The sequence below is a fragment of the Salinicola sp. MH3R3-1 genome, assembly GCF_001937155.1.
Classification (GTDB): Bacteria; Pseudomonadota; Gammaproteobacteria; order Pseudomonadales; family Halomonadaceae; genus Salinicola; species Salinicola halophyticus.
The window spans coordinates 60,232-86,607 of the sequence record NZ_MSDP01000001.1; the positions used below are offsets into that span (position 1 = coordinate 60,232).

General features: G+C 62.3%; 23 protein-coding genes and 2 tRNA genes. 19 read left to right on the forward strand and 6 right to left on the reverse strand.

Features of this window, described 5'->3' with window-relative positions; genetic code table 11:
* Positions 1-71: 71 nt before the first annotated feature.
* The 15 genes from tpiA (at position 72) to hemG (ending at position 15,743) form a co-directional block, all read left to right on the forward strand.
* Positions 72-821, forward strand: a complete 750-nt coding sequence (gene tpiA / locus BTW08_RS00260; protein WP_075560506.1) for a triose-phosphate isomerase — start codon at positions 72-74, stop codon at positions 819-821.
* A gap of 4 nt (positions 822-825) precedes the next feature.
* Entirely contained in the window at positions 826-1,206 is a 381-nt protein-coding gene (secG, locus tag BTW08_RS00265; protein ID WP_075560507.1) for a preprotein translocase subunit SecG, read from the forward strand.
* Positions 1,207-1,290: 84 nt separating this feature from the next.
* Positions 1,291-1,377 (forward strand) — tRNA-Leu (locus BTW08_RS00270).
* Between the two features lie 151 nt (positions 1,378-1,528).
* Positions 1,529-1,605: transfer RNA gene (locus BTW08_RS00275), tRNA-Met, on the forward strand.
* Between the two features lie 175 nt (positions 1,606-1,780).
* Positions 1,781-2,242, forward strand: coding sequence for a ribosome maturation factor RimP (rimP, locus tag BTW08_RS00280; RefSeq protein ID WP_075560508.1), 462 nt, complete (start codon positions 1,781-1,783; stop codon positions 2,240-2,242).
* A gap of 121 nt (positions 2,243-2,363) precedes the next feature.
* Positions 2,364-3,857: a transcription termination factor NusA gene (gene nusA, locus BTW08_RS00285; protein WP_075560509.1), complete on the forward strand. Its 1,494-nt coding sequence runs from the start codon at positions 2,364-2,366 to the stop codon at positions 3,855-3,857.
* A gap of 27 nt (positions 3,858-3,884) precedes the next feature.
* Positions 3,885-6,410: a translation initiation factor IF-2 gene (infB, locus tag BTW08_RS00290; protein ID WP_075560510.1), complete on the forward strand. Its 2,526-nt coding sequence runs from the start codon at positions 3,885-3,887 to the stop codon at positions 6,408-6,410.
* Positions 6,411-6,476: 66 nt separating this feature from the next.
* The gene (gene rbfA, locus BTW08_RS00295) at positions 6,477-6,959 is read left to right on the forward strand and encodes a 30S ribosome-binding factor RbfA (RefSeq protein ID WP_075560511.1); all 483 of its coding nucleotides are present in this window, start codon (positions 6,477-6,479) and stop codon (positions 6,957-6,959) included.
* Positions 6,959-7,885, forward strand: coding sequence for a tRNA pseudouridine(55) synthase TruB (gene truB / locus BTW08_RS00300; protein WP_075560512.1), 927 nt, complete (start codon positions 6,959-6,961; stop codon positions 7,883-7,885). The genes rbfA and truB overlap by 1 nt, the downstream gene beginning before the upstream one ends.
* Positions 7,886-8,022: 137 nt before the next feature.
* Positions 8,023-8,292: a 30S ribosomal protein S15 gene (gene rpsO, locus BTW08_RS00305; protein WP_075560513.1), complete on the forward strand. Its 270-nt coding sequence runs from the start codon at positions 8,023-8,025 to the stop codon at positions 8,290-8,292.
* 289 nt (positions 8,293-8,581) lie between these two features.
* Positions 8,582-10,096: a choline-sulfatase gene (gene betC / locus BTW08_RS00310; RefSeq protein ID WP_075560514.1), complete on the forward strand. Its 1,515-nt coding sequence runs from the start codon at positions 8,582-8,584 to the stop codon at positions 10,094-10,096.
* Between the two features lie 198 nt (positions 10,097-10,294).
* A complete protein-coding gene (locus tag BTW08_RS00315) occupies positions 10,295-11,884 on the forward strand; it encodes an ABC-F family ATPase (protein ID WP_075560515.1) in 1,590 nt (529 codons plus the stop codon).
* 83 nt (positions 11,885-11,967) lie between these two features.
* Positions 11,968-12,600: a cysteine hydrolase gene (locus BTW08_RS00320; RefSeq protein WP_075560516.1), complete on the forward strand. Its 633-nt coding sequence runs from the start codon at positions 11,968-11,970 to the stop codon at positions 12,598-12,600.
* Positions 12,601-12,791: 191 nt separating this feature from the next.
* Positions 12,792-14,159: an aryl-sulfate sulfotransferase gene (locus BTW08_RS00325; RefSeq protein WP_210403156.1), complete on the forward strand. Its 1,368-nt coding sequence runs from the start codon at positions 12,792-12,794 to the stop codon at positions 14,157-14,159.
* A 105-nt stretch (positions 14,160-14,264) separates the two neighbouring features.
* Positions 14,265-15,743, forward strand: coding sequence for a protoporphyrinogen oxidase (gene hemG, locus BTW08_RS00330; protein ID WP_075560518.1), 1,479 nt, complete (start codon positions 14,265-14,267; stop codon positions 15,741-15,743).
* A 55-nt stretch (positions 15,744-15,798) separates the two neighbouring features.
* On the opposite strand, the gene BTW08_RS00335 is transcribed toward hemG, so the two are convergent.
* From BTW08_RS00335 to BTW08_RS00355, 5 genes are all read right to left on the reverse strand, one after another.
* Positions 15,799-16,644 carry an HAD-IIA family hydrolase gene (locus BTW08_RS00335; protein WP_083627602.1) on the reverse strand — a complete coding sequence of 282 codons (846 nt, stop codon included), beginning with the start codon at positions 16,642-16,644 and terminating at the stop codon, positions 15,799-15,801.
* Between the two features lie 100 nt (positions 16,645-16,744).
* Positions 16,745-17,677: a glyoxylate/hydroxypyruvate reductase A gene (locus tag BTW08_RS00340; RefSeq protein ID WP_075560520.1), complete on the reverse strand. Its 933-nt coding sequence runs from the start codon at positions 17,675-17,677 to the stop codon at positions 16,745-16,747.
* A 19-nt stretch (positions 17,678-17,696) separates the two neighbouring features.
* Positions 17,697-19,304 carry a gamma-glutamyltransferase gene (locus tag BTW08_RS00345; protein ID WP_083627603.1) on the reverse strand — a complete coding sequence of 536 codons (1,608 nt, stop codon included), beginning with the start codon at positions 19,302-19,304 and terminating at the stop codon, positions 17,697-17,699.
* Entirely contained in the window at positions 19,301-20,407 is a 1,107-nt protein-coding gene (locus tag BTW08_RS00350; RefSeq protein WP_246837610.1) for a serine hydrolase, read from the reverse strand. The genes BTW08_RS00345 and BTW08_RS00350 overlap by 4 nt, the downstream gene beginning before the upstream one ends.
* Positions 20,408-20,498: 91 nt before the next feature.
* Entirely contained in the window at positions 20,499-21,476 is a 978-nt protein-coding gene (locus BTW08_RS00355; RefSeq protein ID WP_075560521.1) for a TDT family transporter, read from the reverse strand.
* A 168-nt stretch (positions 21,477-21,644) separates the two neighbouring features.
* Here BTW08_RS00355 and BTW08_RS00360 point away from each other — a divergent pair, with 168 nt between their 5' ends.
* The gene (locus BTW08_RS00360) at positions 21,645-22,538 is read left to right on the forward strand and encodes a LysR substrate-binding domain-containing protein (RefSeq protein ID WP_075560522.1); all 894 of its coding nucleotides are present in this window, start codon (positions 21,645-21,647) and stop codon (positions 22,536-22,538) included.
* Between the two features lie 167 nt (positions 22,539-22,705).
* On the opposite strand, the gene BTW08_RS00365 is transcribed toward BTW08_RS00360, so the two are convergent.
* On the reverse strand, positions 22,706-23,170 hold the full coding sequence (locus tag BTW08_RS00365) for a DUF2501 domain-containing protein (protein WP_075560523.1): 465 nt from the start codon (positions 23,168-23,170) through the stop codon (positions 22,706-22,708).
* Positions 23,171-23,436: 266 nt separating this feature from the next.
* Between BTW08_RS00365 and BTW08_RS00370 the strand changes: the two genes are divergently transcribed.
* The 3 genes from BTW08_RS00370 (at position 23,437) to gnd (ending at position 26,041) form a co-directional block, all read left to right on the forward strand.
* Complete coding sequence (locus tag BTW08_RS00370; RefSeq protein ID WP_075560524.1) at positions 23,437-23,625, forward strand: hypothetical protein; 189 nt, start codon at positions 23,437-23,439, stop codon at positions 23,623-23,625.
* 182 nt (positions 23,626-23,807) lie between these two features.
* Complete coding sequence (ubiM, locus tag BTW08_RS00375; RefSeq protein WP_075560525.1) at positions 23,808-25,031, forward strand: 5-demethoxyubiquinol-8 5-hydroxylase UbiM; 1,224 nt, start codon at positions 23,808-23,810, stop codon at positions 25,029-25,031.
* A gap of 107 nt (positions 25,032-25,138) precedes the next feature.
* A complete protein-coding gene (gene gnd, locus BTW08_RS00380; protein ID WP_075560526.1) occupies positions 25,139-26,041 on the forward strand; it encodes a phosphogluconate dehydrogenase (NAD(+)-dependent, decarboxylating) in 903 nt (300 codons plus the stop codon).
* Positions 26,042-26,376 lie beyond the last annotated feature (335 nt).

Consider the following 26,376-nt stretch of genomic DNA (forward strand, 5'->3'; position numbering starts at 1 on the left):
GATAGCCGGCGGCACTTGTTGTCTTGCTGTCAAGGCTCTTATACCATGTCGCACCACCGATGGGAGGTTGCATGCGCAAGCCGTTGATCGCGGGTAACTGGAAGATGAACGGCTCGGCGGAATTGGTCGAGACGTTTGGTCGAGCATTCGCCGAGATTGAGTTGCCGTCGCCAGTCGACGTGGTGATCCATCCTCCGTTTCCCTACCTCGATGCCGCGCGCCGCGCGTTCGCGGACACGCCTCTCGGCCTGGGCGCCCAAACGCTGAATCCGTTGTCCTCCGGTGCGCGCACCGGTGAAGTCAGCGGGCAGATGCTCGGCGAATTCGGGGTCGAGTACGTGCTGATTGGCCACTCCGAGCGTCGCCAGCTCTTTCAGGAAAGCGACGAGCAGGTTTACGAGCGTGTGGTCGCCGCGCTTCAGGCTGGGATCAGCCCGATCCTGTGCGTGGGCGAGACGCTCGAAGAGCGCGATGCCGGCCACTCCGAGGAAGTCGTGTTGCGCCAGGTAGGCTACGTCATGGCCCGGCTCGAGCCGAGTCAGCGGCGCCAGATGACGCTTGCTTACGAGCCCGTCTGGGCCATCGGTACCGGACGTACTGCGACACCGGAGCAGGCTCAGCAGATGATGGCCGCGATTCGCGCCTATCAGGCCGGCTTCGACCGTGAGTTGGCCGAGTCGCTGCGTCTGCTTTACGGCGGCAGCATGAGTGCGGATAACGCACGGGCGTTGCTCGCGCAGCAAGATATCGACGGCGGCCTGATCGGCGGAGCGTCGCTCAAGGTCGACGATTTTATAGCGATTTGTCAGTCAGCAGGTTGATTTCATGCAAATAGCAATTTTGTTGGTTCACGTTCTGGCCGCCATCGCACTGGTGGTGTTTGTCCTGCTGCAGCAGGGCAAGGGAGCCGAAGCGGGCGCGGCTTTTGGCGGCGGTTCCTCGCAGACCGTCTTCGGTTCGCGCGGTAGCGGCGGGTTTCTGTCCAAGCTGACAGGCGGCCTGGCGGCGCTGTTTTTCGTCACGTCGCTGGGGCTCGCGTACTTCGCCACCAACGCGGGCAATGCGCCGCAAAGTGGTATTCCCGACGCTCAAGTGATCGAGCAGCAACAAAATGGCGCGCCTTCGCTTGACGATGGTGCCCAAAGCGGGAATAATGCTGCGCCAGCACTCGAGGAAGGTGGCGGTCAGGAATCGTCAAATCCTTGAGTGGAAAGGAAAACTCGCTACGTTTAGCTAGACCCGTAGATGTGGCGAGATTGGTGTAGCGCTTAGGCGCTACACACCCCTGATGCCGAAGTGGTGGAATTGGTAGACACGCTATCTTGAGGGGGTAGTGACCTTGTGGTCGTGCGGGTTCAAGTCCCGCCTTCGGCACCATCGCCAAGCTTACCGATTCGGTGAGTCGGGCGATAAAGCAAGAGTTCCAGCAAGACGATTCCGCTTGCCGATGTCGGTAAAAAGAATCGGGCGATATCACGGCCTTCCTTGACCCATCTCAAGGTCGTTTCTATAATCGCCAACCTGATGTTGCGGGGTGGAGCAGTCTGGTAGCTCGTCGGGCTCATAACCCGAAGGTCATCGGTTCAAATCCGGTCCCCGCTACCAAGTTTTTTGAAAGGCCCCTTCCTGAGAAGGGGCTTTTTGTTAGCGGCTCTGTCGTTTTCAACGTGTTGTCGTTGTCGACGTCGCTGCTGACGCCAATGCCAGTCAGCCACCTAGCACCTTGCATGTCTCTCAACTCCCGGTCAGGTGCCTGATGCAACTGCTGTAGGAGTCGTTTGTGGTCACCAAGGACGCAGCACTGTATGCGCTCATCGAGCCGGTGGTTACCGCCATGGGCTTCGAGCTGTGGGGCCTCGATTATCTGGCTCAGGGTAAGCACTCCAAGCTGATGGTCTATATCGATAGCCCCAACGGCATCTCGGTCGATGATTGCGCTGGCGTCAGTCGCCAGATCAGCGGCGTCATGGATGTCGAAGATCCCATCCCGGGCAATTACAGCCTGGAGGTTTCCTCTCCAGGACTCGATCGCCCACTTTATACGCTTGATCATTTTTCGCGCTTTCGCGGCCAGGTGGTGCAGCTCAAGCTACGCACCGCGTTTGATGGTCGGCGCAAGTTTCAGGGGCGCTTGGCCGGTATCGACGGCGACGAAGTGCTGCTGCACATGGACTCGGAAGAATACTGCTTTCCCATCGAAAGCATCGATCAGGCTCGCGTCGTCCCGCAGTTCGACGACTGATTTCGATCACCTGTTATTCGATAATCCAGTTGTTCGAGACTGACATTCGAGACTGACTCATTCATTCGAGACCGACTCAGTTATTCGAGATCAAGAACCGGTTTTTCGGCGAGGCATAGCCATGAGCAAAGAGATACTGCTGGTCGTTGACGCCATCTCCAATGAGAAGAGCGTGCCCCGAGACGTCATTTTCGAGGCGGTCGAGGCGGCGTTGGCCAGCGCGTCGCGCAAGCGTTTCGAAGGCCAGGACGTCAGCATTCGCGTTCAGATTGATCGCCGCACCGGCGAGTACGATACTTTCCGCCGCTGGGTCGTGGTCGAAGACGAAGAGTATCTCAGTGAAGATCGCGAAGTGCCGCTGTCCGAGGCGGAAAAACGCGAGCCCCCGCTGGCAGCAGGCGATGTCATCGAAGATCAGGTCGAGTCGGTGGCGTTCGGACGGATCGCCGCCCAGACCGCCAAGCAGGTCATCGTGCAGAAGGTGCGCGAGGCCGAGCGGGCCCAGATCGTCAAGCAGTACACCGAGCGGGAAGGTGAGCTGGTGGCGGGTATCGTCAAGAAAACGACACGTGATGGCCTGATCATTGACCTTGGCGAGAATGCCGAAGGGTTTCTGCCGCGAGGCGAGATGATTCCCGGCGAGCGTTACCGCATGAACGAGCGGGTGCGCGCGCTGCTGTGGAAGGTCGATGCGGAAGCACGCGGCTCTCAGCTGATTCTGTCGCGGACCAAGCCGGGTGTACTGGTCGAGCTGTTCAAGATCGAAGTGCCGGAAATTGCCGAACAATTGATCGAGATCAAGGGGGCCGCCCGGGACCCGGGTGCGCGTGCCAAGATCGCGGTCAAGACCAATGACAGGCGCATCGATCCGGTCGGTGCCTGTGTCGGCATGCGTGGTTCACGCGTGCAAGCGGTGTCCAACGAGCTGCGTAACGAGCGCGTGGACATCATATTATGGGACGACAACCCTGCGCAGTTGGTGATCAATGCCATGGCGCCGGCGGAAGTCGCTTCCATCCTCGTCGACGAGGACGCCCATTCGATGGACGTCGCCGTTGGCGAAGACAACCTCGCTCAGGCCATCGGTCGTAGCGGACAGAACGTCAGGCTCGCCAGCGAGTTGACGGGCTGGACGCTCAACGTCATGACCGTCGATGAAGCCGAGGGTAAACGCGAGCAGGAAGTCGACAGCCTGGTCGAATATTTCATCAACCATCTTGAGATCGACGAAGACGTTGCCCGTATCCTGGTCGAGGAAGGGTTCACGACGATCGAAGAGCTGGCCTATGTGCCGCTCGAAGAGATGCTGGAGATCGAAGAGTTCGATGAGGATCTGGTCGAGGAACTTCGTGCACGAGCCAAGGATGAGCTTCTCAACTTGGCCATCGCGTCGGAAGAGCAGCTGGATGGCGCTCAGCCCGCCGAAGACCTTCTCACGATGGACGGCATGGACCGCCACCTGGCTTTCATTCTTGCCAGCCGTGGCATCGTCACCATGGAGGACCTCGCAGAACAGTCCATCGAGGATTTGAAGGATATCGAAGACGTGGACGAGGAGCGCGCAGCGGCACTGATCATGACTGCCCGTGCGCCTTGGTTTCAGAGCGAAGAGTAACGTGGTCACGGGTTCAGGAGGGTCGTAATGTCAGACATGACCGTAGAAGAGTTTGCCGGCAAGGTGGGACGCGATGTGTCCCGCTTGCTGGAACAGATGAAAGATGCGGGTTTGCCGCATCAGAAAGAAAGCGACGCGGTCTCCGAAGAAGACAAGCAACGTCTGCTCGATCACCTGACCAAGAGTCACGGTGGTGGCCGCGGCCCGCGCAATCGCATCACCTTGACGCGCAACACCCGTAGCAAGATCCGTTCGGGCGAGCGCGGCAAGACCATCGAGGTGCAGGTGCGCAAGAAGCGGACCTACGTCAAACGGGATGCGGAACCGGTCGAGGAAGCACCGGCCGAGGAGAGCGGGCCGCGTCAGCTGGTTGGCGACATGGCCGACCAGGCGCAGCAGCAGGCTGACCAGCAGTCCAGCGCCGAGGTGGCCAACGAGTCGGTTCAGGAAAGTGCCGGCCAGGAGGTCTCCAACAAGGCCGCCGCACCGGCTCCCGAGCCGCAGGCGCCAGGTGCAGACATTTCTCAGGAGCCGCAGGTCGAGGACAACGAGCCGACTTCCAACAGTCAGCCGTTCGTCGAGGCGCCGCCCAAGGAACCGCGTACCGAGAATCGTCGCGCCCATCCGAAGAAGGACAAGGAGCGTGATCAGGGTCGCCGCGGACGTCGTGACGACAATGATGATCGCTCCGAGCGTCGTCGCGGTACCGGTGCCAAGAAGGTCAAGCGTGCCGAGCGTCGCGGCAGTCGCCGCGGTCGCAGCGACAACGAGCACGGCTTCCAGCGTCCGACTCAGCCGATCGTGCGCGAAGTCGCACTGCCGGAGTCGATCAGCGTTGCCGAGCTGGCGGACAAGATGTCGGTCAAGGCCAACGAAGTGATCAAGGCCATGTTCAACATGGGCGCGGCGGTCACCATCAACCAGACCATCGATCAGGACACTGCCGCGATCGTGGTCGAGGAGATGGGGCACAAGCCGAAGCTGGTCAAGGAAGATGCGCTCGAGACCGCAGTGCTCGAAGGCATCTCCTATGAAGGCGACGAGATCACCCGTTCGCCGGTCGTGACCGTCATGGGTCACGTCGACCACGGCAAGACTTCGCTGCTCGACTTCATCCGTCGGACCAAGGTCGCGACTGGCGAAGCCGGGGGTATCACCCAGCACATCGGGGCGTACCACGTCGAAGGCGAACATGGTGGCGTCACTTTCCTGGATACCCCGGGTCACGCAGCGTTTACCGCCATGCGTGCTCGTGGTGCCCAGGCTACCGACGTCGTCATCCTGGTCGTCGCGGCGGACGATGGTGTCATGCCGCAGACGGTCGAAGCCGTCGAGCACGCCAAGGCCGCCAACGTGCCGCTGGTCGTCGCGATCAACAAGATCGACAAGGAAGGCGCCGATCTCGATCGGATTCGCAACGAGCTGTCTCAGCACGGCGTGATTTCCGAAGAGTGGGGCGGCGATACCCAGTTCGTGTCGGTCTCGGCGAAAACCGGTGACGGCATCGATCAGCTGCTCGAAGCGGTACTGCTGGTTTCCGAAGTGCTCGAGCTCAAGGCCGTTCCCGAAGCGCCCGGCAAGGGTGTGGTGGTCGAATCGCGCCTCGACAAGGGCCGCGGTCCGGTGGCAACGGTGCTGGTACAGAACGGTACGCTCAAGCGTGGCGATATCGTCCTCGCCGGCCTGCATTACGGTCGTGTCCGGGCGTTGACCAACGAACTCGGCAAGCAGGTCGAGTCGGTGGGCCCGGCCATGCCGGTCGAGATCCAGGGTCTCGACGGTACGCCGGAAGCCGGCGAAGACTTCATGGTGCTCACCGACGAGAAGAAGGCGCGTGAAATCGCCAACTTCCGCCAGGGCAAGTACCGCGAAGTTCGTCTCGCACGGCAGCAGAAGGCCAAGCTGGAGAACATGTTCAGCCAGATGGGCCAAGGCGATGTCGCCAAGGTCAACGTCGTCCTCAAGGTCGATGTGCAGGGCTCGCTGGAAGCGATCCGTGGCGCACTGGAAGAACTCTCCACCGACGAAGTTCAGGTCGCGGTCGTCTCCTCCGGGGTCGGCGGTATCACCGGAACCGACGCTAACCTGGCGCTCGCCAGTGAAGCGATTCTGGTCGGCTTCAACGTCCGTGCCGACGCCTCCGCTCGCGAAATCGTCGAACGTGAAGGGCTGGATCTGCGCTATTACAGCGTCATCTACCAGCTGATCGACGAGGTCAAGCAGGCCATGAGTGGCATGCTGGCACCGGAGTGGAAAGAAGAGATCGTCGGTATTGCCGAAGTGCGCGATGTGTTCAAAGCGCCGAAGATCGGTGCCATCGCCGGCTGTATGGTCGTCGAGGGCTCCGTTCACCGCAACAAGAAGATCCGTGTCCTGCGCGACAACGTGGTCATCTACGAAGGCGAGCTGGAATCCCTGCGTCGCTTCAAGGATGACGTCAACGAAGTGCGCAACGGCATGGAGTGCGGTATCGGCGTCAAGAACTACAACGACGTCCAGGTCGGTGACAAGATCGAGGTCTTCGATCAGGTCAAGGTCGAGCGTACCCTGTAAGTGACAGGATCCCGCGGGTGCCTGAGTTTTACGACATAGGCGCTTGCGGGATCTCGAGAGGCAACGATGCGCGAATTCAAACGAACCGACCGGGTCGCCGACCAGCTGCAGCAGGAGCTGGCCGTTCTGATCCAGCGCGAGATCAAGGATCCGCGTCTGGGGATGGTCACGGTCAGCTCGGTGACGGTCAGTCGCGATCTGGGTTACGCCGATATCTACGTGACGCTGCTGGGCGAGAACGATCCGGAGCGGGTCAAGGAAAACATGGCCGTGCTCAAGCGGGCGGCCGGGTTTCTGCGCTCCCAGATCGCGCGTCGGATCAAGCTGCGTCACGTCCCCGAGCTACGTTTTCACTACGATGAAAGCGTGGTACGCGGGCACAAGCTGTCGGCCCTGATCGATGAAGCCGTCGGCAGGGACCGTCCGCCGGAAGGCGGTGAGGTGACTCCGGCAGACAGGGCTCTCGAAGACGACACTCGCGAAGAAGACACTCTGGAAGACGAGGCTCATGACAGCGAGTCTCGGAAAGAGGATGGAGAGTCGCGCTGATGGCTCGGCGTCGTAAGGGGTTGCCCATCAATGGCGTGCTGCTGCTCGACAAGCCCAAGGGCGTATCGAGCAATCATGCGCTCCAGCGTGCCAAGCGGTTGTTTCAGGCACGCAAGGCGGGTCACACCGGCACGCTGGACCCGATGGCAACCGGCTTGTTGCCGGTTTGCCTGGGGGAGGCGACCAAGTTCTCCGCTCACCTGCTCGAAGCCGACAAGGTCTACCGTACCCGAATCAAATTCGGTGAAGTGACTGCCACCGGTGATGCAGAAGGTGAAGTGGTTGAGCGCCGGTCGCTGCCTTCGAGACTGGATCATGACGCGGTCGAAGCCGCTCTCGAACGTTTCCGCGGCGAGATCGAGCAGATCCCGCCGATGTATTCGGCGCTGAAGCATCAGGGGCGCAAACTCTACGAGCTTGCGCGTCAGGGCGAAACGGTTGAACGTGCGCCGCGACGCGTGACGATATATGATATGCGCCCGCTCGGCTGGGAGCCCGATGGTCTTTGGTTGCAGGTTCGTTGCAGCAAGGGCACCTACATTCGGACGCTGGCCGAGGATATCGGAGCCGAACTGGGTTTCGGCGCCCACATCACCGCGCTGGAGCGTCTGGAAACAGGACCGTTCGGCAGTGAAGGGCGGCTATCCTTCGAGGCACTCGAGGCGATGAGCGACGAACAGCGACTGGCGCAGCTATTGCCGGTCGATGTCATGCTCGCCCATCTTCCGACGCTCGAGGTCGCGGAAAGCGTGGCCCATAGCCTGCTTCTGGGTCAGCGGGCGGCGGTACCGGAAAGCCAATTGGCACCGGGAGCAACCGCAAGACTCTATCGCGACGAATCCTTTCTGGGATTGGTCGAGATGACCGCGCCGGGGGAAGTGACTCCTCGACGTCTGGTCGACACGACAGCAGCGGAACCGAGCTGAGCCTTTTGGGGCCAGACGGACATGCTGTCAGCATCGCTTCGATGCGCCCGTCTTCGTGACGGTTAACCGGGAGGCTGCAAATATGCGTGGTCTCCGACATTCATCATTCAGGCATATTGCTTGCTGGAGAGTTTTTCATGGCACTAACTGCTGAAAAGAAGGCCGAGATCGTCAAGGAATTTGGTCAGGGCGAAAGCGACACCGGTTCCCCGGAAGTCCAGGTCGCACTGCTGAGCGCCAACATCGACGGTCTGCAGGGTCACTTCAAGGATCACAAGCAGGATCACCACTCTCGTCGTGGCCTGATCCGCATGGTTAACCAGCGTCGTAAACTGCTGGACTACCTCAAGGGCAAGGACTTCGAACGCTATCAGGCGTTGATCAAGAAGCTTGGCCTGCGTCGCTAAATCGCTGAGCCGCCGCTTCTGGCGGTGCTAGCGACAGCCGATGGCCTGGTGCCGTTGGTGAAAGAGCCCTACCGATCCGTTCGGTGGGGCTTTTTTGTGGATGCCTGTTTTTCTTCGACCCTGCGGCGTCACTTCCTGCTGTCAGGGGCTGCGCTCGAATGAGTGATGGAACGTTCAGCCCAAGCTTCGCTTGGCCTCAGGCGTCGAATTGATCGTTTGCACTGATTCGTTCCCGGCGCGCAAGCTGGAGCCTATCTCGAACGACAAATTCAACGACGCAGGAGGACGCATGACGCGACCCAATATTCTGGTACTGATGGCCGACCAGGTGAACGGCACGTTGTTTCAGGACGGGCCGGCGGACTTTCTGCACGCGCCCAATCTCAAGAAGCTGGCCAAACGATCGGTCAATTTCAGCAACGCCTATACGCCGAGCTATCTGTGCGCGCCGGGCCGTGCGGCCTTCATGTCGGGCCAGTTGCCGTCGCGTACCGGCGTCTACGACAACGCCGCCGAGTTCCGTTCAGCGGTGCCGACCTGGGCCCATCACCTGCGTCGCGCCGGCTACTCGACCTGTCTCTCTGGCAAGATGCATTTCGTCGGTCCGGATCAGTTGCACGGTTTCGAGACGCGTTTGACCACCGATGTCTATCCCGCCGACTTCGGCTGGACGCCGGACTATCGCAAGCCCGGCGAGCGCATCGACTGGTGGTATCACAATCTGGGCTCGGTCACCGGAGCTGGCGTCGCCGAGATCTCCAACCAGATGGAGTACGACGACGAAGTCGCCTTCCACGCCGAGCAGAAACTGTTCGATCTCTCCCGCGGGCATGACGCGCGTCCGTGGTCGATGTGCGTGAGCTTCACCCACCCGCACGACCCTTATGTCACGCGGCGCAAATTCTGGGATCTGTACGAAGACTGCGAGCATCTCGATCCGGAGCAGGACGTGGTGCCCTTCGACGAACTCGATCCGCACAGTCAGCGGGTCTTCGAGGCCAACGACTACACCAAGTTTGATATCCAGCCGGAAGACGTGCGTCGGGCACGGCGTGGTTATTTCGCCAATATTTCCTATATCGATGACAAGGTCGGTTCGATCCTGGACGTGCTGGAACGGACCCGGATGCTCGAAAACACCATCATCGTGGTCTGCTCCGATCACGGCGACATGATTGGCGAGAAGGGGCTGTGGTTCAAAATGAGCCCGTTCGAAGGCTCCTCCAGAGTGCCGCTGATGATTGCCGCGCCGGGCCTCGAACCGCGCTCGGTCAAGGCGCCGGTATCGACCATCGACATCAATGCCACGCTGGCCGATCTGGTGGGCATCGATCTCTCCGAAGTCGAACCCTGGACCGATGGCGAGTCGCTGCTGCCGCTGGCGCGAGGTGGCAGCCGCGAGACGCCGGTCTACATGGAGTACGCCGCCGAGGGCACCCAGGCGCCGCTGGTGACGATTCGCGAAGGCCAGTGGAAGTTCAACCACTGCGAGATCGACCCGCCGCAGCTGTTCGATCTTGAGGCCGATCCGCACGAGACCCGCAATCTGGCCGACGACCCGGACTACGCTGAGACGCTGGCGGAATTCCAGGCCAAGGTCCGCGAGCGCTGGGACATGCAGCGTTTCGACGCCGAGGTTCGCGAAAGCCAGGCACAGCGGCTGATCGTCTACGAAGCGCTGCGCAACGGGCACTACTATCCGTGGGATCACCAGCCGTTGCAGGACGCTTCCCAGCGCTACATGCGCAACCACATGGATCTCAACATCGTCGAGGAGTCCCAGCGCTTCCCCCGCGGTGAGTGATACGCCGGCTGCAGGAGGCCGAGGCGGCAATCATTTTGCGCCTGACGTATGAGCGAGCGCCGCATCCGCGTATAATCTGTCTACGACGAACGTCCCAGACGAAAGCCGAGCGCCAGTCTCGGCTTTCGTCTTTTCATTCTGTCGTCTTTTCATTCTGTCGTCGTTTCATTCACGCCCTTTCCCGCGAGATTCCCCGCTGTGCTCTCTACTGCCAACATCACCATGCAGTTTGGCCCCAAGCCGCTGTTCGAGAACGTTTCCGTCAAATTCGGCGGTGGCCATCGCTACGGCTTGATCGGCGCCAACGGCTGCGGCAAGTCCACCTTCATGAAGATTCTGGGGGGCGACCTGGAGCCAAGCGGCGGCCAGGTGATGAAGGACGCCACTACGCGGCTGGGTAAACTGCGCCAGGATCAGTTCGCGTTCGAGAACGAGCGGGTGATCGATACCGTGATCATGGGGCACGAGGAGCTGTGGGAGGTGGCCGCTGAACGCGAGCGGATCTACTCTCAGGCGGCGATGAGCGACGAGGACGGCATGAAGGTCGCCGATCTGGAAGTGCGCTTCGCCGAACTCGAGGGTTATACCGCCGAGTCCCGCGCCGGCGAACTACTGCTGGGGCTGGGCATTCCGCTCGAACAGCACACTCAGCTGATGAGCGTGGTGGCGCCGGGCTGGAAGCTGCGGGTGCTATTGGCACAGGCGCTGTTCAGCGATCCCGACGTGCTGCTGCTCGACGAGCCCACCAACCATCTGGATATCAACACCATCCGCTGGCTGGAAGACATTTTACGGGCGCGTAGCTCGACGATGATCATCATCTCTCACGATCGTCATTTCCTGAACAGCGTCTGCACCCATATGGCGGATCTCGACTACGGCGAGCTGCGGCTGTTCCCGGGCAATTACGACGAGTACATGATCGCCGCGACCCAGGCCCGCGAGCGCCTGCACTCCGAAAACGCCAAGAAGAAGGCCGAAATCGCCGAGCTGCAGCAGTTCGTCAGCCGTTTCTCGGCCAACGCCTCCAAGGCCAAGCAGGCGACATCGCGTCAGCGCAAGATCGACAAGATCCAGCTCGACGAGGTCAAGCCGTCGTCGCGGGTCAGCCCGTTCATCCGTTTCGAGCAGACCAAGAAGATCCATCGCCATGCGCTGACGGCGGAGAAACTCTCCAAGGCGTGGGGTGACAACGTACTGTTCGATCGCCTGGGCCTGCAGATCGAAGCCGGCGAACGGGTGGCGATCATCGGCCCCAACGGCATCGGCAAGACCACGCTGCTCAATTGCCTGGTCGGTACGATGACGCCGGATGCCGGCGAGGTGAAGTGGACCGACGCAGCGGAAGTGGGTTACTTCGCCCAGGACCACGCCGCCGACTTCGAAAGCGGGGAGACGCTGTTCGACTGGATGCGCCAGTGGACCACCGAGGGCGAGCAGACCGTTCGCGGTGCGCTGGGTCGGATGCTGTTCTCCAACGATGACATCGGCAAGTCGGTCAAGGTGATCTCCGGCGGCGAGCAGGGGCGGATGCTGTTCGGCAAGCTGATCCTGCAGAAGCCCAACGTGCTGGTGATGGATGAGCCCACCAACCACCTCGACATGGAATCGATCGAGGCGCTCAACCTGGCACTGGACAACTATCCCGGCACGCTGATCTTCGTCAGCCACGACCGTGAATTCGTCGGCTCGCTGGCCACCAGAATCATCGAGATGAAAGAGGACGGCATCGTCGATTTCAGCGGCAACTACGACGACTATCTGCGCAGCCAGGGCGTATACGGCTAGCGTTCGCTGCACTACCGCTCCCTGACCGGGTTTGGGCTACGCTAAACGACAGCGAGTCCATTCCCTTTCAGGAGCTTCCCCCCATGACATCCGCCCTTCCCCAGCGCATTGATCCGATCAAGACCGCCCTGGTACTGATCGAATTCCAGAACGATTTCACCTCTGAAGGCGGTGCGCTTCACGACGCCGTGAAAGGCGTGATGGCGGGCAATGACATGCTGGCCAAGACCCGGGATCTGGTCGCCAGAGCGCGTGCCGCGGGCGTCAGCATTCTCCATGCGCCGATCCAGTTCGCATCGGGGTACGGCGAGATCACGGCCCGACCCTACGGTATTCTGGCGGGTGTCGTCGACGGCAAGGCCTTCGTCAAAGGTGAATGGGGTGCCGAAATCTGCGAGGCACTTACGCCGCAGCCCGGTGACATCGTCATCGAAGGCAAGCGCGGCCTGGACACCTTCGCCTCGACCAACCTCGACTTCATCCTGCGCAGCAAGCGTATCGAAACGATCGCCCTGGCCGGTTTCCTGACCAACTGCTGCGTCGAATCGACCATGCGCTCGGGCTACGAGAAGGGTTTCGAGGTGCTGACGCTGACCGATGCCGTCGCCGCCACCAGCGAAGCCGAGCACGATGCCGCCATCGCCTACGACTACCCGATGTTCTCCAAGCCGATGACCAGCGCCGAGTTCGCCGGATTACTCCCGGGCGCCGCGTAGGCGCGAAACGTTTCCGGGTCCGGGAGAGAAATGCCGTCGCGAGGGTCTTATGTAAAGATCTCTCTTAAAGATCTATCGTAAAGCCGATGGCGATCAACGACTTTCATCATCGGCCAAGTGGATTTCGCCGATACCGCAGTGCCGGCCACACCCGCGCACGGCGGGACTCGACGAAGGAGCGACGAGCGATGATGTCACGAGCAAGATCCGTTTCGGTATTACTGGGTGCCATGTTGACGACCGTGGCGACCGCAGCCATTGCCTTGCCCAGCAGTTTCCCGACCGGTACCACCTATTACGATCCCGAGCGGGCCTACAACGGTTTCGTGCTGTTTCCCGGCGGCGATCTCAAGACGCACCTGATCGACATGAACGGCAACGAGGTTCACCGCTGGGACTACGAAGGTTTTCCTCCGATCCCGCTCTCCGCCGATCAGGCCGATGGCGAAAAGGGCCATCTGCTGGTGCAGCTGGCGCGGGCCGAAAAACTGCCTGAACATGCCAGTCCCGGTAACGGGCTGACCAACGCCTCGGTCGCGGAAGTGAACTGGGACGGTGAGGTGAAATGGCAGTGGGGCAGTCAGCAGGACCCGGTCTATCAGCATCACGATATGCGCCGCCTGCCCAACGGCAACAACCTGGTGATGACCGCCGGCATACGGGAACTCAACGGTTTCGACTACGAGATCATCGACAACGCGGTGGAAGAGGTCGATGCGGACGGCAAGGTCGTCTGGTCCTGGACGGCCGGAGACCACCTTGATGAGATGGGTTTCTCCGACGAACGGCTGCGCTCGCTCAAGGATTCCGAGGATCCGGACTTCCTGCATCTGAATACCGCGGTGCCGGTCGGGCCCAATCACTGGTATGACGACGGCGACGAGCGCTTCGCGCCGGATAATATCCTGATCAACTCGCGCAATGCCAACGTCACTTTCATCGTCGATCGCAAGAGTGGCGAGATCGTCTGGCGCCTGGGGCCGGATTTCCCCGCGCTGCAACTGACCGGTAAGCTCGGGCGCCCGGTCGACCAGACCGTGGGCTCGCACGATGCGCATATCATTCCGGAGGGTTTGTCGGGCGCCGGCAACCTACTGATCTTTGACAACCAAGGCAATGCGGGCTTCCCGCCGTCGAAGCAAGGATTCTTCTCTTCGTCCCGCGTGATCGAGGTCGATCCGACCAGCGACAAGATCGTCTGGCAGTACTCCGGCGACATGTCCGGGCGCTCGCCTTACACCTTCTACAGTTCGTTCATCTCGAGCGCGCGTCGATTGCCCAACGGCAATACGCTGATCGACGAGGGCCAGAACGGCCGTCTGTTTCAGATCACGTCGGCAGGCGAGATCGTGTGGGAGTACGTCAGCCCGTTCTTCGGCAAATCGATGCCTGAGGACGACTACGTCACCAATCAGGTCTATCGCGCGCAGCTGGTGGATTACGATTGGGCACCGGACGGCACGCCCCACGAGGAAACCGCGGTGAAGCCGGACTGCGGTCGCTATCCGGCGGCGCCCGGCTGCCATCCGGGCCAGCCCGACGCGCCTTCCGGCACCTGAGCTTCTCGACCGGCCGGCGTGACGGCAAGCCGTCGCCCGCCGGCCGGATGCAGATGAGGTGAGGTCTGCGTAGACTGCATCACACACTTCCCCGCACGAGTCGCCATGACCAGCCACGCCGCAGATTCCTCGCCCGCCACGAATGCCGCTTGGGATGACCATGCTCGGGATGTCGCCTCTCGGGATGACGCTGCTCGGGATGATACCCCGCTCGATACCTTGATCGTCGGCGCTGGCGCGACCGGGCTGGCGGCGGCCTGGACGCTGGCCAAGCGCGGGCAGAACGTGACCTTGCTCGAAAGCAACGATCAGGTCGGGGGCAATCTGCATACCGAGCGGGACGGCGAGTGGCAGATCGAGCACGGCCCCAACACCGTGATCATGAAGCCGCCGCTCTATGCGTTGCTCGACGAGCTCGACCTGCTTGGCGAAGCTCAGCCCGCCAATGCGGAAAGCACCAAGCGTTTCGTGGTGCTGAACGGCCAGCCCGTGGCGCTGCCGATGAAGCCGCTGGATGCGCTGACCAGCCCGATCATCGGCTGGCGCGGTTGGGCACGGCTCGCTCGCGAGCCGTTCATTGCCCGCTCGACGGCATCGGAAGAGACACTGGCCGCTTTCGTGTCGCGCCGCCTGGGGCCAAGGATTCTCGGACGCATGGTCGATCCGTTCGTCTCCGGCGTCTATGCCGGAGACCCCGCGCGTCTCTCGGTTCAGGCCGCGATGCCACGGCTGGCAGCGATGGAACAGGAGCATCGCTCGCTGATCATTGGCGGTCTCAAGAAGATGCGTCAGGCGCGCCGCGATCCGTCACCGATACCGGTCGAATGGCGGGGCAAACTGGTCAGCTTTCCGCAGGGGCTGCAGCGTCTGACGGACCGGCTGGCAGAGGGGATTACCGCCCAGCCGACCGCGACAATTCAGACCGGCTGCGAGATCCGCGGCATTCGTCGCGAAGGCGAACAGTGGGTCGTCGAGGATCGCAACGGCCGGCAATGGCGGGCCCGTTCGCTGGTGCTGGCGGTGCCGGCGCCCGTGGCGGCAGCGCTGTTGCGCCCGCTGGACGAGCGGCTGGCGAAGCCGCTGGCAGCCATCGCCTATCCGCCGGTCAATGCCATCGCACTGGGTTTCCGCGAGCAGGATATCGCGCACCCGCTGGATGGTTTCGGCGTGCTGATTCCGCGCGCCGAAAAACGCCGAACGCTGGGCGCACTGTTCTCGTCGACGCTGTTCGAGGGTCGCGCGCCAGCCGGCCACAAGCTGCTCAACGTATTCATCGGCGGTCGCCAGAGTCCCGAAGCGGCAGTCGGAGACGATGCGACACAGGTGTCACGGGTAATCGGCGATCTGCGCGATCTGTTGGGCATCCGCGGCGAACCGGTGTGGCAGAAGGTGACACGCTGGCCGCAGGCGATTCCGCAGTACGAAGTCGGTCATCTGGCGAGAATCGAGGCGCTGGATGACGCGCTTCGGGCGTATTCCGGGCTGCACCTGGCGGGTAACTGGCGTGGCGGTATCGCAGTGGGCGACTGTCTCGAGAACGGTCGCCTGCTGGGCGAGAAACTGCTGGCGGCCGAATCGACCTGACGGCGGAGGCGCCGTCAGGTCAATATCGATTGATCCACTGGCTCAGCCCGTCGATCTACTTGTCCACCAGCTCCGCCACCGACGACAGGATCTCCCGGGGACGGAACGGATAGCGTTCGATCTCGGCCTGATCGGCGATACCGCTCAATACCAGCACCGTGTGCATGCCGGCTTCGATACCGGCGACGATATCGGTATCCATGCGATCGCCGATCATCCCGGCGCCGTCCGAGTGGACGCCGAGCTTGTTCAGCGCCGAACGGAACATCATCGGGTTGGGTTTGCCGACGATATACGGCTTGCGCCCGGTGGCCTCGGTGATCAGCGCCGCGATGGCGCCGGTAGCCGGCAGAACGCCTTCCTGGCTTGGCCCAGTGGCATCCGGGTTGGTGCAGATGAAGCGCGCGCCCTGCAGGATCAGCCGAATCGCCTTGGTGATCGCCTCGAACGAGTAGGAGCGGGTTTCACCGAGCACGACGTAGTCCGGCTTGGTATCGGTCATGATGAAGCCGGCTTCGTGAATCGCGGTGGTCAGCCCCGCCTCGCCAACGACGAAGGCCGAGCCGCCCGGCGCCTGATCACGCAGGAACGAGGCCGTCGCCAGTGCCGAGGTCCAGATCTTGTCCTCGGGAACCTCCAGGCCGCTCTGCCTTAGGCGCGCGCTCAGATCCCGCGGGGTGTAGATCGAGTTGTTGGTCAGCACCAGAAACGGGATCTCGCGCTCCCGCCACTGATTGATCAGCTCCGATGCGCCAGGGATGGCCTTGTTCTCGTGGACCAGGACGCCATCCATGTCGGTCAACCAGGATTTGATGTTACGTCGACTCGCGGTGTTGTCTTTTTTGCTGGTCTCTTTACTGGTCTCTTTACTGGTCTCTTTATTAGTCTCTTTATTAGACATGGGGCCCCTTGGCACGCGTGTGGAGAGATGATCGATACCTGATTACTGGTTCCGCCAGTTTAGCAACTTGTCGGCAACAAGTGATGTCGACTTCACCCGCTCAGTAGCCGCGTTCGGCATCGGCCAGATCGGGTACGTTGCCCTCGCGCTCGAAGCGTTCGATATTGGCGGCCACGATCCGGCTGCCGGTGGGCGCGTCGATCAGCGAGGCGATGTGAGGCGTCACCGTGATCCTGGGGTGCGACCAGAACGGATGCTCGCTCGGCAGCGGTTCGACATGGAACACGTCCAGCGTGGCGTGACTCAACTGGCTGCTATCCAGCGCGGCGAGCAGGTCGTCGTCGACGAGATGAGGGCCGCGCCCGACATTGATCACGCTGGCGCCTTTCGGCAACTTGGCGAAAAGCTCGGCGTTAAGAATGCCCGTCGTTGCGTCGGTCAGCGGCAGCAGGCAGACCAGAATCTCGCAGCGGCCGAGGAATGCTGCGAATTCGGCGTCGCCGGCGAAGGTCGTTATGCCCTCGATCTCGCGTTGCGTGCGTGACCAGCCCAGCGTCTCGAAACCCAGCGCGGAAAGCGTGGAAGCCGCTGCGCTCCCCAGGTTGCCGAGCCCCATGACGCCCACGGGGCGATCCGTCGCTGGCGGAACGACCAGCTGCTTCCACTGCCGGGCGCGCTGGTTGGCGCTGATCGTCGGCATGTCGCGATGGTGGCTCAGCACATGCAAGGCTACGTACTCGCGCATGCGCTGGGTCAGATCCGTACCCACGGTGCGAATGATCGGTATCTGGCGAGGCAGTTTCGTATCGGCCAGCACGTGATCGATGCCCGCGCCCAACGACACGATCGCCTTGAGATTGGCAAAGGGCAGGAACGCCCCGTCAGCCGGCTTCCAGACCACGGCATAGGTCACCGCGTCGGCGTCGCCGGGGTCGTCGATGGAGCGGATCGTCCAACTCGGCATCAGCGCCTGAAGCTGCTCGATCCACCAGTTTGTTTTATCCACACCCGGTATTGAGACAACGATGGACATCTCGGAATCCTGGTAGTGATCAGGGGCGCACGACCGGCTCGTCATCGCCGAGCGGTTCGATGTGAAACGGCGCGGGCGCGGCACCGCCGCCGACGGGTTGCGTCGGGTCGTTGATGCCGACGCATTCGCCCGTGGTCGGATTCCGCGATACCGCCGACACACAGGCGTAGAGCTTGGGGAACACTACCTGCTGGGCGATCTCCAGTTCGAAACGTTCGCCCAGCCGTTTCAGCGTCGCCGGATCGAAGCGCGGATCGACCCGGACCGAGCCGCGATAGCTGGCATCGATTCGCGGATGATGTATCGCATCCTCCACACTCATGTCGAAGTCCATCATCAGCGCGGCGACCTGGGTCACCGCCGGCATGATCAGATTGCCGCCGGAAGCGCCCACCGAGAAGCGCGCCTCGCCGTCTTTCACGGCCACCGTGGGGCACATGTTCGACGAGTTGATACGCTTGCCGCCTTCCATGGTGGTGGGGTAGCCGGGGCGCGGGTCGAAGTAGCTGACGCTGTCGTTCATCAGCATCCCGGTGGAGGGCAACGTGACACCGGAACCGAAACGGTTGAGCAGGGTATAGGTGAGCGCCACCATGTTGCCCTCGGCGTCCACCGACGACATCGATGAGGTGCAGGCGCCCTGTTCCGTGATGACCCCGTTGCGGATCTTGTGCCGCTTCCAGCAATGCTCCAGCGCCTCGGCGTAGGCGAGCCAGGTTTCTGCCGTCGGGTTTTCCGGTGGCGTCGGCATCGCCTCGAGTGCGTATGCCAGCATCTCGCGCTGGCGCAGGCCGCCGGAAACCTCGCCCGGTGTGTAGAGCGTATAGCCGCGGTGCTCGGCGGCCATCGGCGCGTACTCGAACACCTCATAGGCGGCGAGATCCGCGCGGGAAATCCGCGAGCCGCCGGCCTGAAGATCGGAGACGATCCGTTCGGCCAGCGCACCACGATAGAACGTTTCGGCGCCGCCCTCGGCAATCTCGCCCAGCGTCTCGGCCAGATTCGGGATTCGCAACCGGCTCTCCGGCGTCGCCGGGTGGCCGCCGGGCAGATAGATCGATGCCGATATCGGATCGCGGGCCAGCGTGCGCGCGCAGACGCCAATCTGCAGGCTGGTGAACCAGTCGACGTGCAGCCCGCGCTCGGCCAGCTGAATGGCTGGCGTCATGACGTCACTGCGCGACCGGGAACCGAAGCGCGAGAGCGCATGATCGAGCCCGGCCACGGCACCGGGCACGGTGATCGAGCGATAGCCTTCGGTATTGGCGTTGTCGACCACGCCGGGAAAACCCATCGGCGTCGCCGGTAGCGCCGGATCGACCGGGTAATCCTCGAGCCGCATATCGTCGGGCAACGTGCCCTGGAAATCCAGCGCCACCGCGCGCTGCTCCTTCGCCAGCCAGATCACCATGAAGCCGGCACCGCCGAGGCCGCTCATCCACGGCTCGACCGCATTGAGCGCGTAGGCGGTTGCGACAATGGCATCGATGGCGTTGCCGCCGGCGTCGAGCTGCGCGGCGCCGGCCTGCGCCGCCAATCGATGCTGGGAAGCCACGGCTCCTCGGCTCGAGCGAGCGGCGGGCGTGGTCAGCGTCCAGTTTTCGATATCGCGATGGGGTTGGATCACGAGTTGGGGCCCTCGTTGTCGTGATTCGCTGTCGCCTCGATCAGATCGCCGACCAGCGCCTCCACGTCGTCCAGGTAATCGCTGCCGCTGGACGGCGGCGTCGGATCGGAAGTCATCACCACGGTCATGGCTCGGGATGGCACGATGTAGAGCAACTGGCCGCCATAGCCCCAGCCGTAATAGACCGGTTCGCCGGCGAGTTCGGTGATGAACCAGCCGTAGCCGTAATCGTCACCGTTGAAGAACGATCGCGTGCGCGGCTGCCACGAGCGCTCGATCCAGTCGGCGGAAAGCACGCGCTGGCCGTCGAGTTGACCGTTGTGACGAAACATCTCGCCGAAACGCAGTAGCGCCTGCGGCGTCAGCCCCATCTCGTTGCCGCCGAAGTAGATGCCTTGCGGGTCGCGTGTCCACGGCGGAATGGCGAAATTCAGCGGCGCGCCCAGCCAGTCTCGCGCGAGCGAAAGCGTGCTGCGGCCGATCACTTCGGTGAGTGCGGCCGAAAGCAGATGGCTGTTACCGGTGGAGTAGAGCATGCGACCGCCGGGCTCGGCGACAAAGGGACGCTCGAGCGCGTCGGCAATCCAGTTCGAGCTGGCGACCCAGGCGCCGTAGTTGCTGCCGGACGTGCGCTCCAGTCCGGCCTGCATCGAGAGCAGGTTGCCGACGGTGATGTTGTTCACGCGAGGATCGATATCGGCGGGGACGCGATTGCCGAGCAACTCGACTATCGGCTGATCGACGCTCTCGATCACGCCGCGATCGATCGCCGCGCCCACCAGCGCCGAGATCAGCGTCTTGGAGAGCGACTTGATGTTGGCGGTCTCGTCGGTGGCGTGGCCGCGAAATCCTTCGTCGATCACGGTTTTGCCGTCGATGGCGACCATCAGGGTGTGGCTGCGGGGTAGCTCGCGGGCATGTTGGATCGCGCCGGCGCGAGTGGCTTCGGGCAGCGGACTGGCCAGGGTCAGCGACGGTAGCGTCGCCAGCATCAGGCTGATGGCAAGACGCTGCCAGCGAAGACGGGCGGCGACGGAAAAGGGACGGGGAGAGCGGGTAATCGGCATGCGTTGAGTCTGGCGCATGCCGTCAGGTTCTTCCATGCCGTCATGCGGAACTCGTTATCAGGCGCTCGTTATCAGGCGCTCGTCATTAGAGAGGCCGCGTCAGACAATTTACGGCAAAGGGAACACCTCAGACTGTGCGGGGCATCGTGCTCTGGCGCCAGGCATGGAGATAGAAGCCGAGGTAGCGCAGGGCGACATAGCCGACGATGGCGGTGGCAACGATCACTTCCAGTATCGCCAGGCCGTGAACGATGGCGATATCGTGCGCGTCGAAGCCGTGGGCCTGCATCCACCCGGCGGTCTTCGAAAGCGCCGTGGCGCCGATCACCATGGGAAACGTGAACGCGGCGTAGCCCGGGCTGTAGGGCAGCCGTAGCAGCTTGAAGAAGGCCAGGTAGATGATCAGGGTCATCAGCACCGCGATGCCGCCGAGCAGGGCGGTCAACAGCGGCGATGGCTCGGTGATCACGGTGAGATATCCCGCCAGCGACAGGCTCGCGGGTGCCGCCATGATGGCGATGGTCGGCTTGGCCGGGTCGGGAATTTCCGGCGCGAAGATCAGCCGATAGATCATCACCGGCAGCAGGATGGCGTAGAGCCCCATGCCGAGGTAGAGCAGACCGATGGCCAGGGGCTGCAGCGCCGCGAGACCCGGAAACGCGACATCGGCGACGATGATCCCCACCGGCGGTACGAACCAGGCCGGCACCATATGGTGAAGTTCGAAAGCCTTTGCCCGATGCACGACGAAAGCGGCGAAAAAACTCAGGTGAAGCACCACCGCGGCGAGCCAGAGGGCGACGCCGGCCTCCGGCAGCAGCCAGTCTCCTACGGCTTTCGACACCACCATCAGCGCCATGGCGAAGGTCGGGACGACGCTACCGACGACGGGATGCGCCAGATCCGCCCAGAGCAGACGCGGGTGAAACACGAACTTGGCGCCGAGAACCAGCAGCAGGATCGCGGCGATTGTCGCGCCGCTCAGCTGTGCCACGCCGCCCAGCGGCGCGAAACTTTCCCAGCTCCAGCCCAGGCTGGAGATGCCCAGCGCCAGGCCGGCCATCGGGGTCGGGGCGGTCTGGAGTCGCTGAAACATAGCGGGCATGGAGGTTCTCCTCGAATCGATGGAGACACCTTATGGCAATTCGAGCTATCGTTATATTTTAACTTTCTTCACTTGGCGTTTTATAAAAATTAACGACCAGGGATTTGACGATCAGGCATTGGACGCTCAGGCATTGGGCGATCACGAATCGGGCAATCAGGAGAAACGATGGCGATCACCTTTCGTCAGTTGCAGGTCTTCGTCGCGGTGGCTCATGAGCGGACGCTGACGGCGGCGGCATCGACGCTGTTCCTGACCAAGCCGGCAGTCAGCATTGCGCTGGCCGAATTGGAGAAGCAGTGCGGCCGTACGCTTTTCGATCGCCATCGCAACCGACTCCATCTCAACGATCAGGGCCGCCGGCTGTTGCCGATGGCGGACGAACTGCTGGCCCGCAGCGAGGCAATCGAGCAGCTGTTCGACAACGACGCCCTGGGCGGGCATCTGCATATCGGTGCCAGCTACACGATCGGTCATCAGTTGCTGCCGTCGCTGCTGAGGGACTTTCGTCTCGAGACCGGGCATCGGGATCAACGGGTTACCATCGCCAATAGCGCGGCAGTCTGTGCGTCGCTGGAGGCGTTCGAGCTCGATATCGGCATGATCGAGGGGCGTGCAGCGGGAGAGCGTTTCCACGTGCTGCCGTGGCGGCGCGATCGGATGCTGATCGCGGCGGCCCCCGATCATCCATTGGCGCATCGGGGCAGGATGGCGGTTGGTGCGCTGGCGGACTACGGATGGCTGCTGCGAGAGCCGGGCTCGGGGACTCGCGAACAGTTCATGCGCTTCATTGCGCCCCAGCTGCCGCAATGGGAGCTGAGCCTGGAGATCAACTCGGCAGAGGCGATCATCAATGCCGCCGCGGCCGGTCTCGGATTGACGTGTCTGTCCGCACTGGAGGCGCGTCACGCCCTGAACGATGGTCGCCTGGTCGAGATCGAACTGGCGCTGGAAATGACCCGCGAATTCAGCCTGGTGCTGCACCGCGACAAGTATCGCAGCCCGTTGATCGAGCGGTTCGTCGAATTCTGCCGCGATCGGAGTGACAGCTTCGCCGCCTGAGCTGTGAACCCGGCCAGCCACCGCGCGCCCCGATTCCGAGAAGCGAACCCGGGGCGCCCGGCCTTGGTGATGCGGGCAGTGGTGAAGTGAATAATGGTGAAGTGGATAGTGATAAAGCGGACAGCGGCGAAGCGGCTACCAGTGCAGCGAATCGTTCGCTGGCGGTATCAGCCGCCGAGGAACGACGACATCGCCTTGTCGGTGATCATGCCGCACGCTTTCTTGCCCACCTGATCCTTGAGCTGGGTCAGGCTGAAGGTCTGACCGTTCCCGCCATCGAGCAGCCCGCTCAAGCCTTGCTGGTAGCTGTCGCTCTCCTCGGCCTGACTCTGGCCGCCGATCTTCTCGAGCAGGCTGTTCTTGACCTTGTCGGTGGTGCTTTCGGTATAGCCTTGGTCCTGGCAGTAGCCGAGCACGCCGGCCACGTTCTGCATGCTACCCAGGTTCATCGAGCCGGAGCCCAGCGAGCTCAGCAGCGACGCGCCGCTGGCGGTGCCCGTACTCTGGGAGGATTGGCCGGACATCATCTCGCCGGCGTTTTTCTTGACGCTATCGAAACTGTAGGCCGAGGCCATCGGCGAGGCCGCGACGGAGACGGTCAGCAGCGTGGCGGAAAGGAAACGAAGATTCATCAAATGAGACTCCTGGCTGAAAAAGAAACCCTGCAGGCGAGGGTCCGATGAAGCGATTCGCGGCTGGTGACACCATGTTGACGATGGGCGATGAGACGCCAAGCTAGCGCTGTCCTACGCTAGGGTAACCATGAATGGCCGTGTCGGCCTGGCGAGACGATCTCCGGAAGATCACATTGACCGAAGACGAAACGCCGAACCGGCGTCATGGTCTAGGCTTGGAGTGTCGGAAGGGATCCGATGTTCCCTCGAAAAAAGGAGATGTCATGATTATTACCGTTGGCGAATTCAGGAAAGTGCTCGAAGAGTACGACGATGATCTGGAATTGAGTTTCAGCGGTCTGGAATATCATCGTGTTCGGGCCAAGGGCGAGATGCATCTGGAAGTCGAGTTCGAAGAGAAGATCTTCAGGGACAAGGTGGGCCACATCAAGGTTCATGGCGAGAAGCACTGAGCTTGTCGCTCGGCCTCCGGGCTCCATCGAGATGATCGTTCTCCGGCGCCGCAGTGAACGGGATGCCGCGCGAAGGACGGGCCGCGAAGAACGATGGGGCCCGCCAGGCGCCATGGCGACGTTTCGCCGTGGCGCCCTTTTCCGTTACCGTTACGGCCCACCGATATCAGGGAGCGGCACCCATGGATGATTCAACCGCTGTGACACGGGTCGACGTCGCCATCGTCGGGGCCGGGCCGATCGGCCTGTGTTTCGCCAATGCGTTGTCGCGTCAGGGTGTCAGCGCCATGCTGATCGATCGTCAGCCGCGCTCGGCGATGATGAATCCCGATAGTGATGGCAGAGAGATTGCGCTGACCCGGTCCTCCCAGCAGATCCTCGACAAACTCGATGTCTGGTCGCGAGTCGAGCCGGCCGAACGCGCCCGGATGCGTGGTGCCAAGGTTTTCGATGGCCAGTCGCTATTCGCGATGCAGATCGCGCCGGATGCGTCGAAAGACGAGCCGCTGGGCTGTCTGGTGCCCAATCGGGTGATCCGGCGAGCGGCTTATGCAGCGTTGCAGACCACTACACCGCAGGCGTCGGCGCCCGGGCCGGGCGAGATCCTGTGGCGTGACGAGCAAGAAATCGCCCACTTCCAGACCGGCGATACCGCCGTCGATCTCGTTCTCGAGAGTGGCGAGCGTATTCATGCCTCGCTGCTGGTGGCGGCGGACAGCCGCTTTTCCACCACGCGCCGGGCCATGGGTATCCCCGTTCACAGCTATCAGCACGGCCAGCATATGCTGGTCTGCCGCATGCATCATGACGAACCTCATGATCAGACGGCGTGGGAGTGGTTCGGCCACGGCCAGACGCTGGCGCTGCTACCGGTCGATACCCACTGCTCGTCGGTCGTGCTGACGCTCTCTCCAGCGGACATGGAGAAGCAACTCGCGCTGAGCGTCGAAGCGTTCGACGCCGATATCACCCAACGTTTCGGCGGCCGCCTCGGGGCGATGCGTCGGGCCGCCGAACCGCACCGCTATCCGCTGGTCAGCGTCTATGCCGAGCGTTTCGTCGGGCCCCGTCAGGCACTGATCGGCGATGCCGCCGTGGGCATGCATCCGGTGACCGCGCACGGCTTCAATCTCGGCCTGCAGGGACTGTCGCGGCTGGCGGATCTGATCGGTGACGCGCGGGCGCAGGGCGAGGACATTGCATCGTCATCGCTGCTCAGGCGCTACCAGCGCGAGCAACGTCTGGCGACCGCGCCGCTGTTTGCCGCGACCCTGGCGATCGTCGGTCTATATACCGATGACCGCACACCGGCCAGGCTATTGCGCAAGGCGGTGCTGCGAGCCGGTGAGGCGGCCTGGCCGGTCAAACGGCTGATCGCCGGCCATCTGATGCGCTCGTCGAACTAGTCGCACTCGACACGTGGCCGCCGGATGCCATTCGTCGGGCGATGCCGGGAAGACTCTGGCTCTCGCCTTTCTCTTCTCAAGACCTTTCTCTCTCAAGAGGAGTTCGTATGGATCTTGCAATGGTGGGACTCGGGCGCATGGGCGCCAACATGGCCGAGCGGCTGGTACGCGCCGGGCACCGCGTGGTGGGCTCTGACCCCAGCGAGGAGGCGATGGCGAAGGCGGCCGAGAAAGGCATCGAGTCGTCGGCATCGCTGGCGGCGGCCGTCGAAGCGTTGCCGGCGCCCAGAATCATCTGGCTGATGGTCCCGGCCGGCCCGCTGGTCGACAAGCTCATCGCCGAGCTCGAACCGATGTTGTCGAAGGACGACATCGTGATCGACGGTGGCAACTCGATGTACAAGGACACCGTGCGCCGGGCAGAAACGCTGCGCGAGCATCATCTTCACTATGTCGATGTCGGCACCAGTGGCGGTGTCTGGGGGCTGCGGGAAGGCTACAGCATGATGGTGGGGGGCGAGACGCCCATCGTCGATTCGCTCAAGCCGCTGTTCGAAGCCCTGGCGCCGGCCGCCGACAAGGGGTGGGGGCATGTCGGTCCCAGCGGTTCCGGCCACTTCACCAAGATGGTCCACAACGGCATCGAGTACGGCATGATGCAGGCCTACGCCGAAGGTTTCGCAATCATGGAGCGCAAGGATTTCGATCTCGATCTGCATCAGGTCGCCGAAATCTGGCGTCATGGCAGCGTGGTACGCTCCTGGCTGCTCGATCTTACTGCCGACGCGCTGGACAAGAACCCGTCGCTCGAGGGTATCGCCCCGTACGTGTCGGACTCGGGTGAAGGCCGCTGGACCGTGGCCGAAGCCATCGAGCTCGATGTCAGCGCACCGGTGATCACGCTGTCGCTGCTCGAGCGTCTGCGTTCCCGCGAGCAGGACTCCTACGGCGACAAACTGCTCTCCGCCATGCGTAACGAGTTTGGTGGCCACGCGATCAAGAAGGACTAGTCCGGCACTGCTTTCACCACCCGATCGAGACGCTTGAGCTGTCCGCGCGATCTTCATCGGCTACCAGATGTAGTGTCTCGACGCGCCGGGCGGCACAAGCCTCCGGCGCGTTTTGCGTCCCGGGGCACGACTTTTTGACCCTTGACATGGCGTGAGGCGAGCTACCATGCGGGCTCCGTGAGGGCCCGAAACTGTCCACAGGAAAGTCACAGAAAAAGACCACATCTATGCTTGGAAAATGGGTGGGCTACCATATATAGTGTTTTCCAGAAGCAGCGGAGGCGGTGAAAAACCGGATCCTTACGCTGCCCAAGCCTGCACCATCGGCCGTCGGT